This window comes from Streptomyces longispororuber, assembly GCF_024448165.1.
Taxonomy (GTDB): domain Bacteria; phylum Actinomycetota; class Actinomycetes; order Streptomycetales; family Streptomycetaceae; genus Streptomyces; species Streptomyces longispororuber_A.
Window position 1 is genome coordinate 1 of record NZ_JAMOLN010000039.1, and the last position, 15,596, is coordinate 15,596.

The following is a 15,596-nucleotide window of genomic DNA, read 5'->3' on the forward strand; positions in this document are numbered from 1 at the left end:
GCCCTACCACCACCCGACGGCGGGCTGGGGCGCCGCCAAGTCCGTGGCGAAGGTCGTGGCGCGGGCCAAGGAGCCGGTGGACGCCTCCCGGCTGATGGTCACGATGAACCACCCGGACCGGGGCTTCGACTGCCCGGGCTGTGCCTGGCCCGACGACCAGCACGGGCTGCACCTGGACCTGTGCGAGAACGGCATCAAGCACGCCACCTGGGAGATGACGCCCAAGCGGGTCGACCGGGACTTCTTCGCCGCGCACACGGTGACCGAGCTGTCCTCCTGGGCCGACTTCGACCTGGAGGACCAGGGCCGGCTGGTCGGACCGCTGTCGTACGACCCGGACACCGACCGGTATCTGCCGATCTCCTGGGCGGACGCGTTCGCCCTGGTCGGCGAGGTGCTGCGCGGCCTGGGCTCGCCCGACGAGGCGCTGTTCTACACGTCGGGGCGGCTGAGCAACGAGGCCACGTTCCTGTACCAGCTCTTCGCCCGCGAGTACGGCACCAACAACCTGCCGGACTGCTCCAACATGTGCCACGAGGCGAGCGGCCGGGCGCTGACGGCGTCCCTGGGCACCGGCAAGGGCACCGTCGACCTGAACGACCTCGACACGGCGGACGCGCTGTTCGTGATGGGCGTCAACGCCGCGTCGAACGTCCCCCGCATGATCACGACACTGGCCCACGCCTGTCGCCGCGGGGCACAGGTCGTGCACGTCAATCCGCTGGTGGAGGCCGCGGCGGGGCGGACCATCGTGCCGCACGAGTTCGCCGCGATGGCCACGTTCCGGTCCACGCCCACCGGCACGATGAACCTGCAGCCCAGGATCGGCGGCGACCTCGCGTTCCTGCGCGGCGTCGCCAAGGCGGTCCTGGAGAGCGCCGAGCACGAGCCGGAGGCGGTCGACCGGGAGTTCCTGGAGCGCTTCACCGAGGGTTTCGACGCCTACCGGGACCTGTGCGCGGCCACCCCGTGGGAGGACCTGGAGCAGGCCTCGGGGCTGACCCGACGCGACATGCGGCGGGCGGCCCGCGTGTACACCGAGGCGAGCAGCACGATCGTCGCCTGGTGCCTCGGCATCACCCAGCAGGAGCACGGCGTCGACACCGTGCGCGAGATCGTCAACCTCCTGCTGCTGCGCGGCAACGTCGGCCGCGAGGGCGCGGGCCCCTGCCCGATCCGCGGCCACAGCAACGTGCAGGGCAACCGCACCTGCGGCATCGACCACCGTCCGAAGGACGCGTTCCTGGACCGTCTCGACGAGGTCTGCGGGATCACGGCGCCGCGCGCGCCCGGCCTCGACACGGTGCACGGGATCCAGGCCATGCACGAGGGCCGGGCGACGGTCTTCGTCGGCATGGGCGGCAACTTCGTGCGGGCCGCGCCCGACCACGAGTACACCGAACAGGCCCTGCGGAACTGCGAGTTGACCGTCCAGGTGTCCACCAAGCTGAACCGCTCGCACCTGGTGCACGGGCGGCGGGCGCTCATCCTGCCGTGTCTGGGCCGCACCGAGAAGGACGTGCAGGCCGGCGGGGCGCAGTCGGTCAGCGTCGAGGACTCGATGAGCATGGTCCACCTGTCGCGCGGCATGAAGCGCCCCGCGTCACCGCACCTGCGCTCCGAGCCCGCGATCATCGCGGGCATCGCGCGGGCCGCGCTCCCGGACAGCGCGACGCCCTGGGAGGGGTACGTCGAGGACTACGACCGGATCCGCGACACCATGCAGCGGGCCCTGGACGGCTTCGAGGACTTCAACCGCCGGGTGCGCGGCCCGCACGGCTTCCGGCTGCGCCAGCCCGCCCGGGAGCGGGTCTTCCGGACGGCGTCGGGCCGCGCCGAGTTCTCGCTCGCGCCGCTGCCCGACCCGAGCCCCGGCGAGGGCCTCCTGACGCTCGCCACGGTCCGCTCCCACGACCAGTGGAACACCACGATCTACTCGTCCGACGACCGCTACCGGGGCCTGCACAACCTGCGCACCGTCGTCCTGCTCAACGCCACCGACATGCGCGACCGCGGCCTGGCCGACCTCGATCCGGTGGACATCACCTCGATCGCCAGGGACGGCACGCGCCGCACGGTGCGCGGGTACCGCGCGGTGACGTACGACGTGCCGCGGGGCAGCGCCGTCGGCTACATGCCGGAGCTCAACTCGCTGTGCGCGATCGGGGACTTCAGCCCGCAGAGCGACCAGCCGCTGATGAAGCACCTGACGGTCGAGGTGGTGGCGCACACCCCGTAGGGCTCAGGTGGCGGCGGGCCGGCTCGCCAGGTACTCGGTCAGACCGTCGCCGGTGAGCGGGTAGTAGTCGGAGAGGCGTCCGCCCTCGTCGAGGCGGCGGCGCGCGAACGCCTCCCGGTCCTGGTGCAGCAGCGAGTCCTCGGCGAGCGGGACCGCCTTGTGCTGGGGCACGACGACGGCGCCGTCCTCGTCGGCGACGATCAGGTCGCCGGGGGTCACCAGGGAGCCGCCGACGCCGACCGGCACGTTGAACGCGGACGGGAACAGCTCGGTCTGCGAGGCGTAGTGCGGGGTGACGCCGGTGCACCAGACGGGGACGCCGAGCGCGCGGATGCGGGCCGCGTCCCTGACCCGTCCGTCGACGACGATCCCGGCGCCGCCGCGCAGCTTGAAGTAGCGCACGAGCATGTCGCCGAGGCAGCCGGTGAAGTGACTGCCGTGGGCGGAGACGACGAGCACGTCGCCGGGCTCGATCGACTCCAGTACGCCCCACAGCGGGGTCTTGCGCTCGATGTCCTCCTGCTCGGCGCCGTTGAAGACGTCCTCGCGCTGCGGCAGGAACTGCAGGGTCACCGCGCCGCCGGTGATCTTGACGTCCGGTTCCCTGTGCAGTGGTACGGGGCCGTCGATGAACGTCCGCGTGATGCCCATCTGGTGCAGCTTCGCGCAGGCCGTCGCCGCGCTGACGCCCTGGAGGGCCTCCACCATCTGTGCGGTGGGGCGTTCGTAGGTCGAGGTGTGGACGGCGGCTCTCATCGAACCGTAGGGGCGGGCCTCCCCCGTCCCGTTGACACGGGTCTCCCCCGTCGACGGCGCTTTCTGATCCCCAGTCGGGTGCATGCACGTGCCTCTCCGCGCGCTCGTCGCACGCAACGCCAGTGACATCATCGCCTATCGATGGTAGATAACAGCCAATCGATTAGTGATGTCAATGCGTCCGTCAGGAGATCCACCGTGGCCGCTGCTTCCCCCGACGCCTCTCAACTCCCCGATTCCCCGGGGTGGTTCGAGGCGGCACGCTTCGGACTGTTCGTGCACTTCGGGCTGTACAGCCTGGCCGCCCGGCATGAGTGGGTGCGCAGTCGGGAGGCCATGTCGCAGCAGGAGTACGACCGTTATCTGCACCGGTTCGACCCGGACCTGTTCGACGCGCGGCAACTGGCGCGCACGGCGCGAGAGTCGGGCATGCGCTACGCAGTGCTCACCACCAAGCACCACGACGGGTTCTGCCTCTTCGACTCGGCGCTCACCGACTACACATCGGTGCGCGCGACCGGGCGCGACCTGGTGCGCGAGTTCGTCGACGCGATGCGCGCCGAGGGGCTGCGGGTCGGGCTCTACTACTCGCTGCTGGACTGGCACCACCCGGACTTCACGGTCGACGAGCACCATCCGCTGCGCGGCACCCCGGCCGAGCGGGAGCCCCGCGACATGGCGCGCTACCGCTCGTACATGGAGGGGCAGGTGCGCGAGCTCCTCACCGGTTACGGCCCTATCGACCTGCTCTTCTTCGACTTCAGCTATCCGGCGAAGGGGCCGGAGGCGTGGGGCGCCGGGCAACTGATGAGCATGGTGCGGGAGTTGCAGCCGGGCATCCTCGTCAACGACCGGATGGGCGTGCCGGGCGACTACGTGACCCCCGAGCAGTACCAACCGGACCGGCCGCTGGAGCGGGACGGCGTACCGGTCCGCTGGGAGGCCTGCCACACGCTCAACGGCTCGTGGGGGTACGACCGCGACAACCACGACTACAAGGACCCGGCCCTGCTGGTCCGGATGCTGGTGCAGTCCGTCGCCTGCGGCGGCAACCTCATCCTGAACGTCGGCCCCACGGGCCGGGGCGCCCTCGACCCGCGGGCCCGGGCGACCCTGCGGGCCATCGGCGAGTGGACCGAGCTGCACGGACGGTCCGTGCACGGGGCCGGGCCTGCCGCGTTCGAGGCGCCCGCCAACGCCCTCTACACCCGCAGCGGCCGGCACCTCTATCTGCATCTGCTGGCCTGGCCGCTCAAGCACCTCCACCTGCCGGGCCTCGCCGGCCGCGTGCGCTACGCCCAACTCCTGCACGACGGTTCGGAGATCGGCTTCCAGGAGACGGACGGCGCCCGGCACGAGCACAACAACCTGGCGCCGCCCGGACAGCCCGCGGGCACCCTCACCCTGAACCTGCCGATCGCCCGCCCCGACGTGCTGCTCCCGGTCATCGAGCTGGAGCTGGCCGAGGGCGAGTGAGGGGCCCGGCCCGAAGACCGGTGCCCCGCAAGGCGGTTGGTCGCTGCACGACTCTTGAACAAGCGAAGTGCCGCCCCTAGCATCAGCAATCGATAGACGATAGTCGTCGAGGCGAGGGCCCAGCCCCGCCTCCCTTCCGCCTCACTTCCCCCGCGCACCGCTGCTCCACCGGGAACCACACGGCTGAACATCAGCTATCGATTATTCACGACTGAGCAACACGACTACGCAACGGAGCGTGTCCGATGAGAACAATGTGGCGCCGTGCCTGCGGGCTCACCGTGGCTCCCCTGGTGATGGCGTCGGCCGTCGCCTGTGGTGGCGGGTCCGACCAGGCCGCGGAGGGCACGACCCTCCGGGTCATCGTCAACATCACGCCGAACCTGACGGAGAAGTACTGGAACGACCTCTTCGCGAGGTACGAGAAGGCCCACCCGGGCGTGACGGTGAAGCTGGAGCTGACCGGCACCATCGCGGCCGACGCGAAGCTGCGCCAGGACCTGGCGGCGGGCGACCCGCCGGACGTCGTGCAGCAGATCACGCCGAACGCGGACACCGCCTCGCTCTTCGCCGACCTGACCGACGAGTCCTGGACGGCCAAGACGCCACTGGCCGACCAGTACGCCGTCGACGGCAAGCGCTACATGGTGGGCGTGGGCGAGCAGATCCAGTCACTCGTCTTCTACAACAAGGCGGCCTTCGAGAAGGCCGGCCTGGACGCGTCGAAGATCCGCACCATGGACGACCTCACCGCCGCCATGGGCAAGCTGAAGAGTTCCGGGTACAAGCCGCTGCAGACGGCCGGTCAGTGGGTCACCGGCGGCCAGTTCTCGATGATGGCCGACGCGGGCGTCCTCACCGCCGACCCCCGGTGGACCGCCAAGCGCAACGACGGCAAGGTCTCCTTCGCCGACAGCGGCTACCTCGACTACCTCAAGGACTACAAGGGCTGGATCGACAAGGGCTACCTGGACAAGAGCGCGCTCGGCGTCACCTACGCGGACGGCCAGACGGCGTTCCTGAACGGCAAGTCGGCGATGTACGTGATGGGTTCGTTCTTCGTGCCCGCCGCGGACGCCGCGAAGAAGAGCGACGACATCGGGGTGTTCTCGATGCCGACCGACGGGGCGTACCCGTCCGGCCAGTTCGGCAACATCTCCAACCCGTACGTCGTGGTGAACAAGTCGCCGCACAAGGCCGAGGCCATCGACTTCGTGAAGTGGGCGACCACCGATCCGGCCGCCATCAAGAGCCAGCTGGCCTCGGACGGCAACATGCGCACGGGCTTCTCGTACCCGATGTCGAGCCTCGGCACGTCGGTGCAGAAGATCCTCGACAAGGCGCCGTCGGTGATCGTGAAGTCCGGTGCCAACCAGCCGGTCGCCGGGTTCAGCGACGAGCTCAACAAGCAGGTCCAGTCCCTGTACTCCGGAGCGTCGCCCAAGGCCGTCGCCGAGGGATTGGACAAGTGGTGGAACTCGCAGGGCTGACCGAGGCACAGCGGCGCGGCAGGAACCGGGCCCGGCTGCGGGAGACCGCGGTCTCCCTCGGGATGATGGGCCCGGCCGTCCTCCTGTACACGGTGATGACGGTCGTGCCGGTCGTCGTCGCCGTGTACCTGAGCCTCACCGACTGGGACGGTTTCTCCACGGCGGCGTTCATCGGGCTCGACAACTACCAGCACCTCTTCGACGACCCGAGCTCGACGGACGCCTGGTACGTGACGGCGCTGATCGCCGTGGCGGGCACGGTGCTCATGGTGGGTCTGGGGCTCGTCTACGCGCTCGCGCTCAAGGCCAAGTCGCGCACGAACTCCTTCTTCCGGGCCGTCGCCTACTTCCCGCACGTGATCAGCGCGCTGATCCTCGGCTACCTGTGGGCGGCGATCCTCGGCACGAACGGGGCGATCAACAACACCCTCGCCAAGTTCGGCATCGATCCGGTGGGCTTCCTCTTCGACGAGCAGTTCGCGCTGGTCTCACTGATCGCGGTGATCGTGTGGGCGGGCTTCGGCTTCAACGTCGTCCTGTTCGTGGCCGCCCTGCAGACCGTGCCGGCCGAGCTGCTGGAGGCCGCCGCGATCGACGGGGCCAGCAAGCGCCAGATCAACCTGCGGGTCGTGATCCCGATGATCGCGCCCGTGGTGACCGTGGCGACGGTACTGAACCTGGTCGGGCTCATCCGGGCGTACGACATCGTGGTCAGCCTCACCGGCGGCGGTCCCGCCGGCTCGACGCAGACGTTCACGTACCTCATCCTCGCCCGGTCCTTCGAGGGCACCAAGGTCGGCTACGCGACCGCGCAGGCGGTGTTCCTGATGGTGGTGTCCGCCGTGCTCGCCCTCCTCGTGACGGCGCTGCGCAACCGTCAAGACCAAGCCGCGACAGGGAGTTAGGAGCCGGTAGTGGTGACACTGGAGGCAAAGGCCGACGACCGGCCGAAGGTCGTACCCGCGTCGCTCAAGGACGACGACGTGCCGCGCGCGGACCGTGAGGAGTCCCGCTCGCCCGTGCGCTGGGTGCTGCTCGGCGTGCTGTTCGTCGTCATGGTCGTGCCGATCTATCTGCTCGTCGTGAACGCGTTCAAGTCGCAGCAGGACATCCTCGACAACCCGTTCTCGATCCCGCTGGGCGGGCTGACCTTCGAGCACATGTCGGCGGCGATCAGCAGCCCGCAGTTCAACGTCATCGGCGGCTACGGCTTCACGCTGTTCCTCGTCGTGATGGTCGACGTGTTCTGCATCCTGCTGGCGGGCCCGGCCGCGTACGCGATCGCGCGCAGCCTGAAGAAGCGCACGCAGCTGGTGCTGCTGTACTTCCTCGCCGGCACGTTCATCCCGGGCGCGGCCGTGATCATCCCGGTGATCTACGTGCTGCGCGAGGTCGGCCTGGCCAACACCGTCACCGGTCTGATCGCGCACGACGTGGCGTCGACGCTGCCGGTGAGCATCTTCCTGTTCGTCGGCTTCATCCGGACGATCCCGGTGGACATCGACCACGCGGCGACGATCGACGGCGCGGGCCGCTACCGCACCTTCTGGACCATCATCTTCCCGCTGATGCGTCCCGCGGTCGTGACGGTCCTGATCCTCAACTCCATCGGGATCTGGAACGACTTCGTGTCCCCGCAGATCCTGCTCAGCCCGTCCTCCGGGCACTACACGGTGACGACGGCGATCTACGCCGGCATCAGCCAGTACTCGACGGACCTGACGAAGGTGTTCCCCAACCTGCTGCTCGCCGTCGCGCCCGTCGTCATCTTCTTCATCTACATGCAGCGCCACATCATCAGCGGCCTCACGGTCGGTGCCGTGAAGGGCTGAACCACCACCTCAGCAGATCGGAAGAAAGGATCACGGAGTGACCAGGAGATGGAGACATCGCTGCGCAGCCGCCCTGCTCGCTTCCCTCGCGGTGGTCGCGGCCGGGCACCCGGCCGTCGCCCATCCGGACAAGTCCCGCGCGGGCAAGACGTACTACGTCGGGCCGTACGGCGCCGACGGGAACGCGGGGACGAACGCCTCCGCCCCGTTCCGGAACATCCAGAAGTGCGCGGACGTGATGGTGCCGGGCGACACCTGCGAGATCGTGTCCGGCCGCTACGAGGAGACGGTGGTGCCCGCCCGGTCCGGCAACGCCGAGCTGCCGATCACGTACCGCGCGGCGCCCGGCGCGGACGTGACCGTCAGCGGCACCTCCAGACTCGGCGGCTTCCGGCCGGTCACCGCCGCCGACGTCACCGAGATCGCCAAGGCCGACCCGTTCGCGCAGGACTCGCAGTTCAGCGCCGCGGTGGCGGCGGGGAACGTCTACAGCACGGACGTCGACCTCGGCTCGGACGTGAGCACCGTGCAGGTGTTCACCGACCGGAAGATGGGCGTGGAGGCCCAGTGGCCCTATCCCGGCCTCGACCCTCTCGCCCCCTCGCTCCAGTACGCCGGTGAGGGCAGTGCGGACGCCACGATCGCCGACGCGGACCTGACCCGCCCGGCCGGCTACTGGGACGGCGCGCGGGCCCTCACCGGCTACTGGTACGTCTCGGCCACCGGCACGGTGAAGAGCTCGGCCGCCGGTTCGGTGACGCTGGACGTGGCGCCGCCGTGCGTGCACAAGGTCGTGCCGAAGGAGACCAGGTACGCGCTCTCCGGCAAGATCGGGGAACTCGCCCACCCCGGCGAGTGGTTCTACGACCCGGCCGCCAAGCGCCTGTACGTGTACAGCACCGACTCCCCGGCCTCCCACACCATCGAGGCCAAGCGCCGCACGCTCGGCTTCGACCTGACGAAGACCAGTCACACCAAGGTGGCCGGCCTCGCCCTGTTCGGCACCACGATCCAGACCGGCCCGACCAGCACCGGCGTCACCCTCGACGGCATCAAGGGCCAGTACCTGTCGCACTACACGGACATCACCCGGGGCGCGACGGACTGCGGGTCGACCGTGACGCGGGGCGTCGCCGACACCGGCCTCGTCATCGACGGCACGGACAACAAGGTCGTCAACAGCGACCTGTCGCTGAGCGCCGGCAACGGCATCGCGCTGCGCGGCCAGAACAACACCGCCACCGACAACGTGATCCACGACGTCGACTACATGGGTACCTACGCGGCGGGCGTCGCCGTGCAGGGCAACAGCCAGACGGTCACCCACAACACGATCTCCCGCGTCGGGCGCAGCGGCATCAACCTCCAGTGGAACACCGTGGAGGGCCTGGAGCCGGGCAAGGACGTGATCGCCTCCAACGACATCTCCGGGTACGCCCGGCTCAGCCTGGACGTCGCCGCGATCTACACCTGCTGCAGCGCGTACATGATGGGCTCGTCGATCGACCACAACGTGCTGCACGACCCGGCGCCGACGACGACGTCGAGCACGTTCGGTATCTCGGGCGTCTACGCGGACAACGGCCAGAGCGATCTGCGGATCCACAACAACGTGGGCTGGGGCAACCGCGAGGGCACGGTCATGCTCAACGGGCTCGGCACCGGGTCGCACGACAACCTCGTCGCCAACAACACCGGCGGGATGACGCTGTTCTACGTGAAGGAGCCGAACGCGTCGACCGGCACGAGGATCTACAACAACGTCGGCACGATCCGGGGCCTGACCGGCGCCACCGACGGCGGTCTCGTGCTGTCGAACAACCTGCCCGCCGAGACCGATCCGCTCTTCGTCGACGCCGCGAACCACGACTTCCGGCTGACCGCGGCATCTCCCGCGCGCAATGCGGCGATCCCGCTGCCGGGGATCAACGACGGTTCGACGGACCCGACGCCGAGTCTGGGCGCGTACCAGTACGGCGCACCGAAGTGGACGGCGGGCGCCCGCCGATAATTCCCCTGATTCCTGCCGTCTCTGCAACTCACTTGCAAAATAGTGGGGGCCCAATGCGGAATTCCGCATTGGGCCCCCACTATTCGGTCGTCAGGACTTTTTCGCGGCGGCCTTCCGGCGCGGCTTCGGCACCTCGCGCGCGTCCGGTACGGGCCCGCGTCCCGCCGCGTGGTCGGCGAACGCCGCGGCCGCCTTGTCGGGCTCCCCCGACCTCAACAGGTCGACGAGACGGCCGTGTTCATCGGCCATGGCCCGCCAGTCGCCGTCGAAGAGCGGGTCGGAGATGGCCCGCAGCGTGCGCAGGCTCGGCTCGATGACCTCCCACATCCGGGCCAGGAACGGATTGCCGGCGAACTGGCTGACCAGGGTGTGGAACTCGATGTCGGCGTCCCGGAAGCCGCTGACGTCGCTCGCGGCGACCGCCTCGTGCATCCGCTCCACCAGCGCGTCGAGCTCGGCGAGCTGGTCGTCGGTGACGTGCTCGACGGCCAGCTGGGCGGCCAGCCGCTCCAGCGGCTCACGCACCTGGCGGGCGTACTCGGCGTCCTGCGAGGAGATCTCGACGACGAAGTGGCCACGGCGCGGCACGTGCATGAGCAGGCCCTCGCGGGCGAGCCGCTTCACCGCCTCCCGCACCGGGGCCTGGCTGACGCCGAGCCGCCGCGCGATCTCCGATTCGACCACTCGGTCGTTCGGGCCGAGATCACCGTCGACGACCGCCTGGCGCAGCAGCTCGTACACCTGGTCCGAGATCAGCGTCTTGCGGAACCGGTCCTTGTTGGTGGCCAGCGTGGAGACGAATCCACCCGAGGCGTCAGATGCCATGAATTCCCAATCCCGCGCCGGGGCACGTCAGTTGCTCCATTGTCGGACCATGATACGCATCCATCGCCTATCGATGGAATCACACGGTGGATTCCAGCTGCTTGGCGAGCCATTCCAATTTGACGACCTCGTGATCGGGTCCGCCGCCTTCGTGGTCATTGAACGGATAGGCCCGTATCTGTTTGTCGGCCTGGTCCACATTCCGCAGCGCGCCGTAATGGTTGAACGCCGCGTACACCGTGGAGGGCGGGCAGATGTGGTCCATCAGGCCGACCGAGAAGAGCGTCGGCGCGTTGGCCCGGCGGGCCAGGGTGGCGCCGTCGAAGTAGGACATGGTGCGGGCCACCGTGGCCGCGTGCTCGCGGTGCAGCTTCACGAACCGGGTGACCTCGCCGTACGGCGGCGCGTCGGTGATCGTCGTGGCGCGCGGGAAGTGGCACAGGAACGGCACGTCCGGCAGGGCGGCGACCAGGTCGGGGACGAGGCCCGCGGCGGCGAGGGCGATGCCGCCGCCCTGGCTGGTGCCGGTGACCACGGCACGGGCGGGGTCCACGTCGGGGTGGCTGCGCGCGGCGGCGACGGCGCGGACCGCGTCCGTGTACAGGCGCCGGTAGTAGTAGCGGTCCGGGTCGAGGACGCCGCGGGTGAGGAAGCCGGGGGCGGCGACGTCCCCGGTGGCCGGGTCGGGGTCCGGGGTCTCGGCGCCCTGGCCGCGGGTGTCCATGACGAAGTGCGCGTAACCCGCGTCGGCCCACAGCCGCTTCTCGTGCGGTACGCCGCGTCCGCTGCCGTAGCCGAGGTACTCGACGACGACGGGCAGCGGTCCGGTGCGGACGGCGGGCAGCTGGAGCCAGCCGCGCACGGGGTGGCCGCCGTACCCCGCGAAGGTCACGTCGAAGGTGTCGATCGTGGCGAGCCCGTTGTGCACGGGCTCGAACGTGGCGTCGAGGGCGAACTCCTCCTGCGCCGCGAGCGTCTCGCGCCAGAACGCGTCGAGGTCGTCCGGTTCGGGGATGTCGGGGCGGTAGCGCTCCAGCTCGTCCAGGGGCAGGTCGAATTGGGCCATGGGGCAGCTCCGTGAAGGGTGCGGGACAGGGTGTGGTCAGCGGTTCAGGCGGTACGCCCGGACCGCGTTGGTGTGCAGCACCAGCTCGCGCCGGTCGGCGGTGAGGTGGTCGAGTCCCGTGCGGGACAGGGCCAGCGAGTCGGCCCGTGAGCCGCGCGGGAGACAGATGGGCCAGTCGGAGCCGACCAGGCAGCGGCCGGGGCCGAGCGTGTCGACGACGTGGCGCACCAGGTGCGCGACCTGGTGCGGCTCGGCGCCGTGCTGCTGGGTGAGCAGCCCGGAGATCTTCACCAGCACCTGCGGGGCGGCCGCGGCCCGCTCGACGTCGCGGTACCAGTCCCCCAGGTCCCGGGTGGCCAGGCCCGGCGCGTTGCCGAGGTGGTCGACGACGACCGTGAGGCCGGGGTGGCGCGCGGCGACCTCGGCCGCGGTGGTCAACGCGCCCCGGTGCAGGTTGAGTTCGAGGACGACGCCGCGCTCGGCGAGGACGGGGACCAGCGCCCGGGCGGACTCGGGGGTGTCGGCCCAGTGCGCACCGCCGAGCCGCATGCCGTTGGGTCCTGACGCGCCCCACTCGTCGAGCAGGGCGCGCAGCCGGCCGGGTCCGCCGGCGCCGTGGACGTGCAGGTTCGCGACGTAGCCCGCGATCAGGTCCGGGCGGCGCAGCCGCAGTGCGCGCAGGGCGAGGGTCTCGTCCTGGTCGCCGCGCGACGCCTCGACCAGGACGGCGCCCGCCAACTCCCGTACCCCGGAGCCCGATCGCGCCAGGTCGGCGGTGTCGAAGGCGCGGTGGTGGGCGCTGTCCGGGCGGATCCAGCCGAACCCCTCGGCCGGGTCCCACAGATGGACATGGCAGTCGATCACGGCCCGCTCCCGAGTATTGACACGTCGGCTCCCCGCCGGTGACTCTAACCATCGTCTATCGATGGGCGATTGTTCAAGACGTAGGTCACGTAGGTGACGAGGGAGCGGGTGTTCTCGATGCTCAGGCCTGACCGGACCGGCGGCGCGCAGACGGAGGGCGAGGCGTTCGGACCCCGGCTGACAGCGCGCCGGACCCTCACCGAACAGCCCCGATGGGCCTTGCTGGAGCGGGAGTTGTTCGCCGCCCAGGAGAAGGCGTGGCGGCTCTTCGCCGACCGGTACACCGAGGAGGACGGCCGGCTCGTCTTCCGCGAGGCGCTCGGCGAGGGGATGGACGGCCGGGACGGCGTGGACGACTTCTACGAGCCGTTCTTCAACTGGCCGACGCTGTACCTGCTGGGCGGCAGCGCCGAGTTGCTGACCGCGGCGCGCCGGCACTGGCGCGGGGTCACCGCGCAGCTCACCGAGATGGGCATGCTCGTCGACGGTCTGGAGCGCGGCTACGACTGGTTCCACCAGGGCGAGGGCCTGCTGCTGTTCTACGGGCTCTGCCTCGCCGACCCGGACGATCCCGAACTGCGCGAACTCGCCTGCCGGTTCGCCGACTTCTACCTCCCCGGCGGCCCGAACTACGACGCGGAGCACCGCGTCCTGCGCGCCCCGCACAACGGCGCGGCGGGCCCGCGCTACGGGTTCAGCGACGAGGAGGCGTACTTCCCGTGGAGCCTGGCGCTGCACCCGTACGGGCTGCCGCTCGACGGGTTCGACGGCGTCACGTCCTTCGACGACCTGGTCGCGTCACCGGACCTCGCCCGCGCGTACGGCCGGGCGATGTGGGACCGGATGGGCCGCGGCGACACGATCGCGAACCTGGGCGCCACCGGCCTGGCCACCAACGCGTTCCTGCTCAGCGGGGACCAGCGGTACGCGGACTGGGTCGCCGAGTACGTCGGGGTGTGGCAGGAGCGGCTCGCCGGGCGCGAGGTCGTGCCCGACAACGCCGGTCTGGGCGGGGTGGTCGGCGAGTATCTGGACGGCCGCTGGTACGGCGGCCACTACGGCTGGTCCTGGCCGCACGGCCTGTCCCCCGTCGGCAGCTCCACGCTCGTCGGCGCCGCCAACGCGACGCTCCTCACCGGCGACCGCGGCTATCTCGACCTGGCCCGCAACCCGCTCGACACCGTGCTGCGCCACGCCGAGCAGCGCGGCGCCGACGGGATGGGCACGCTGGGCGAGCGCTGGGCACCGCACCTGGCGGCCATGTCCGCCGGGCGCACGCTGATGGTGCCGCAGCGGCACAACGACGCGGGCTGGTTCGACTTCACCGTCATGCCGGGACAACTCCCCCTGTCCCTCTGGCACTTCAGCCGGGAGGAGGGCGACCGGGAGCGCATCGAGCGGCTGCGGGCCGGGGCCGGCTGGGACTGGACGGCCGTGCACACCCAGCGCATCAAGGACGAGGCCGGGCACGAGGAGCCCTGGTACGAGTTCCTGCACGGCCGCAACCCCGGTTTCCCCGAGCGGATGCTGAGCAGCGCCCTCGCGAGCTGCGCCGAGCGGGTCGCGGCCATCGAGCACGACACCGTGGATCCCGCGGTCGGCCCCGACGCCCTGGACATCCACCACTGGCAGCACCTCAACCCCGTGGTGACCGAGGCCCTGCTGCAACTGACCACCGGCTCCCCGCAGGTCCTCTACAACGGCGGCCTCGCCCAGCTGCACGTCCGCTACCACGACCTGGACGCCCGCCGGCCGGGACTGCCGCCGGACGTCGCGGCGCTCGTCCCCGACATCCGCCCCGACCACACGGTGGTGGAACTGGTCAACCTCGGCGCCGCCGCCCGGTCGCTGCTGGTGCAGGCGGGTTCGTTCGCCGAGCACCACGTGGCCTCCGTGCGCGTGGACGACGGCCCCGAGCAGCCGGTCGACGGACCGTACTGCCGGGTCGACCTGCCCGGCCACACCCGGATCGAACTGACCCTGACCATGACGCTGCGCGGCGGCCGCGCGGCCTGTGCCTCCCCGTGGGAGACGGCATGACGACCCGACTGCCCTTCGCCCTGCCCCGGCTCGGCCTCGGCACCGCCCCGCTGGGCGGCCTGTTCGAGGAGGTGACCGAGGACGACGCGGCGGCGACGCTGAAGGCCGCCGCCGCCGAGGGCATCACGTACTTCGACACGGCGCCCCGCTACGGCCACGGCCTCGCCGAGCAGCGCCTCGGCCGGCTGCTCGGCCCGGCCGGGATCACCGATCCGGTGATCTCCACGAAGACGGGCTGGCTGCTGCGCCCCCGTCCGGACGGCTCCCCCGGCGAGGTGGTCACCGACTGGACGGAGCGCGGCATCCGCGCGTCCCTGGAGTCGAGCCTGACCCGGCTGGGCCGCGACAGCGTCGACGTCCTGTACCTGCACGACCCCGACGCCTACCCGGAGGAGGTCCGCCGCACGGCCTATCCGGCGGTGCGGAGGCTGCGCGACGAGGGGCTGATCCGGGCGATCGGCTTCGGCATGAACCACAGCGCACCGCTCGCCTCGTACGTGACGGAGTTCGACGTCGACGTCGTGCTCGTCGCGGGCCGCTTCTCGCTCCTCGACCACGAGGCCCTCGGCACGCTGCTGCCGCTGTGCGCCGAGCGGGGCACCGCGGTGGTCGTCGGCGGCGTCTTCAACACGGGGCTGCTGGCCGATCCGTCCCCCGGCGCGATGTTCAACTACGGGCCCGTCCCGTCGGAGGCCCTCGCCCGGGCGCGGCGGGCCAGGGAGCTGTGCGAGGCGTACGACGTGCCGCTGCCCGCCGCCGCGCTCCAGTTCCCCTACCTGCACCCGGCCGTCACCTCGGTCGTGGTCGGCTGCCGCTCGGCGGCCGAGGTCACCGCGAACGCGGCCGCCGCCCGCTTCCCCGTCCCCGACGAGCTGTGGCGGCGGCTCGCACAGGAGGGGTTCGTCCCCCCGGAGCTCCTCGGCGCCGCCTGACAGGAATCCCGCCGGGGCGCCGGTGGTTACGTGGAGGAGAACGACCCACCGGCCGCAGGAGGCGT

Annotated in this window: 12 protein-coding genes; 8 read left to right on the top strand and 4 right to left on the bottom strand. The window is 70.7% G+C overall.

Annotated elements, in window-relative coordinates; translation table 11 throughout:
* The coding region (locus M4J07_RS13870; RefSeq protein WP_255971571.1) for an FdhF/YdeP family oxidoreductase at nt 1-2,239 on the top strand (2,239 nt) is incomplete at its 5' end.
* A gap of 3 nt (nt 2,240-2,242) precedes the next feature.
* On the opposite strand, the gene M4J07_RS13875 is transcribed toward M4J07_RS13870, so the two are convergent.
* Nucleotides 2,243-2,995 carry a ribonuclease activity regulator RraA gene (locus tag M4J07_RS13875; protein WP_255971573.1) on the bottom strand — a complete coding sequence of 251 codons (753 nt, stop codon included), beginning with the start codon at nt 2,993-2,995 and terminating at the stop codon, nt 2,243-2,245.
* A gap of 198 nt (nt 2,996-3,193) precedes the next feature.
* On the opposite strand from M4J07_RS13875, the gene M4J07_RS13880 reads away from it, so the two are divergent.
* The 5 genes from M4J07_RS13880 to M4J07_RS13900 all read left to right on the top strand — a co-directional run bounded on the left by M4J07_RS13880 (nt 3,194) and on the right by M4J07_RS13900 (nt 9,804).
* A complete protein-coding gene (locus M4J07_RS13880) occupies nt 3,194-4,471 on the top strand; it encodes an alpha-L-fucosidase (protein WP_255971575.1) in 1,278 nt (425 codons plus the stop codon).
* 245 nt (nt 4,472-4,716) lie between these two features.
* Nucleotides 4,717-5,961 (top strand): ABC transporter substrate-binding protein, encoded by a 1,245-nt coding sequence (locus tag M4J07_RS13885; protein ID WP_255971577.1) that lies wholly within the window; start codon nt 4,717-4,719, stop codon nt 5,959-5,961.
* Nucleotides 5,940-6,866, top strand: coding sequence for a carbohydrate ABC transporter permease (locus M4J07_RS13890; RefSeq protein WP_255971579.1), 927 nt, complete (start codon nt 5,940-5,942; stop codon nt 6,864-6,866). Before M4J07_RS13885 ends, M4J07_RS13890 begins: the two co-directional genes overlap by 22 nt.
* Before the next feature lie 12 nt (nt 6,867-6,878).
* Nucleotides 6,879-7,793, top strand: a complete 915-nt coding sequence (locus M4J07_RS13895) for a carbohydrate ABC transporter permease (RefSeq protein ID WP_255971581.1) — start codon at nt 6,879-6,881, stop codon at nt 7,791-7,793.
* Between the two features lie 37 nt (nt 7,794-7,830).
* Complete coding sequence (locus M4J07_RS13900) at nt 7,831-9,804, top strand: right-handed parallel beta-helix repeat-containing protein (protein WP_255971583.1); 1,974 nt, start codon at nt 7,831-7,833, stop codon at nt 9,802-9,804.
* Nucleotides 9,805-9,894: 90 nt separating this feature from the next.
* Here M4J07_RS13900 and M4J07_RS13905 read toward each other — a convergent pair whose 3' ends face one another.
* The 3 genes from M4J07_RS13905 to M4J07_RS13915 form a co-directional block, all read right to left on the bottom strand.
* Nucleotides 9,895-10,629: a GntR family transcriptional regulator gene (locus M4J07_RS13905; RefSeq protein WP_255971585.1), complete on the bottom strand. Its 735-nt coding sequence runs from the start codon at nt 10,627-10,629 to the stop codon at nt 9,895-9,897.
* 79 nt (nt 10,630-10,708) lie between these two features.
* A complete protein-coding gene (locus M4J07_RS13910; RefSeq protein ID WP_255971587.1) occupies nt 10,709-11,695 on the bottom strand; it encodes an acetylxylan esterase in 987 nt (328 codons plus the stop codon).
* A 36-nt stretch (nt 11,696-11,731) separates the two neighbouring features.
* Entirely contained in the window at nt 11,732-12,559 is an 828-nt protein-coding gene (locus M4J07_RS13915; RefSeq protein WP_255971589.1) for an amidohydrolase family protein, read from the bottom strand.
* A gap of 117 nt (nt 12,560-12,676) precedes the next feature.
* Between M4J07_RS13915 and M4J07_RS13920 the strand changes: the two genes are divergently transcribed.
* Both M4J07_RS13920 and M4J07_RS13925 read left to right on the top strand, forming a co-directional pair.
* Nucleotides 12,677-14,599: a hypothetical protein gene (locus M4J07_RS13920; protein WP_255971591.1), complete on the top strand. Its 1,923-nt coding sequence runs from the start codon at nt 12,677-12,679 to the stop codon at nt 14,597-14,599.
* Nucleotides 14,596-15,531 (top strand): aldo/keto reductase, encoded by a 936-nt coding sequence (locus M4J07_RS13925; RefSeq protein WP_255971593.1) that lies wholly within the window; start codon nt 14,596-14,598, stop codon nt 15,529-15,531. The genes M4J07_RS13920 and M4J07_RS13925 overlap by 4 nt, the downstream gene beginning before the upstream one ends.
* Nucleotides 15,532-15,596 lie beyond the last annotated feature (65 nt).

Excerpts from the sequence above, each read along its gene's own strand:
- M4J07_RS13885 (WP_255971577.1), top strand. The coding sequence starts at position 4,717 with ATGAGAACAATGTGGCGCCGTGCCTGCGGGCTCACCGTGGCTCCCCTG.
- M4J07_RS13905 (WP_255971585.1), bottom strand. The coding sequence starts at position 10,629 with ATGGCATCTGACGCCTCGGGTGGATTCGTCTCCACGCTGGCCACCAAC.
- M4J07_RS13875 (WP_255971573.1), bottom strand. The coding sequence starts at position 2,995 with ATGAGAGCCGCCGTCCACACCTCGACCTACGAACGCCCCACCGCACAG.
- M4J07_RS13920 (WP_255971591.1), top strand. The coding sequence starts at position 12,677 with ATGCTCAGGCCTGACCGGACCGGCGGCGCGCAGACGGAGGGCGAGGCG.
- M4J07_RS13910 (WP_255971587.1), bottom strand. The coding sequence starts at position 11,695 with ATGGCCCAATTCGACCTGCCCCTGGACGAGCTGGAGCGCTACCGCCCC.
- M4J07_RS13925 (WP_255971593.1), top strand. The coding sequence starts at position 14,596 with ATGACGACCCGACTGCCCTTCGCCCTGCCCCGGCTCGGCCTCGGCACC.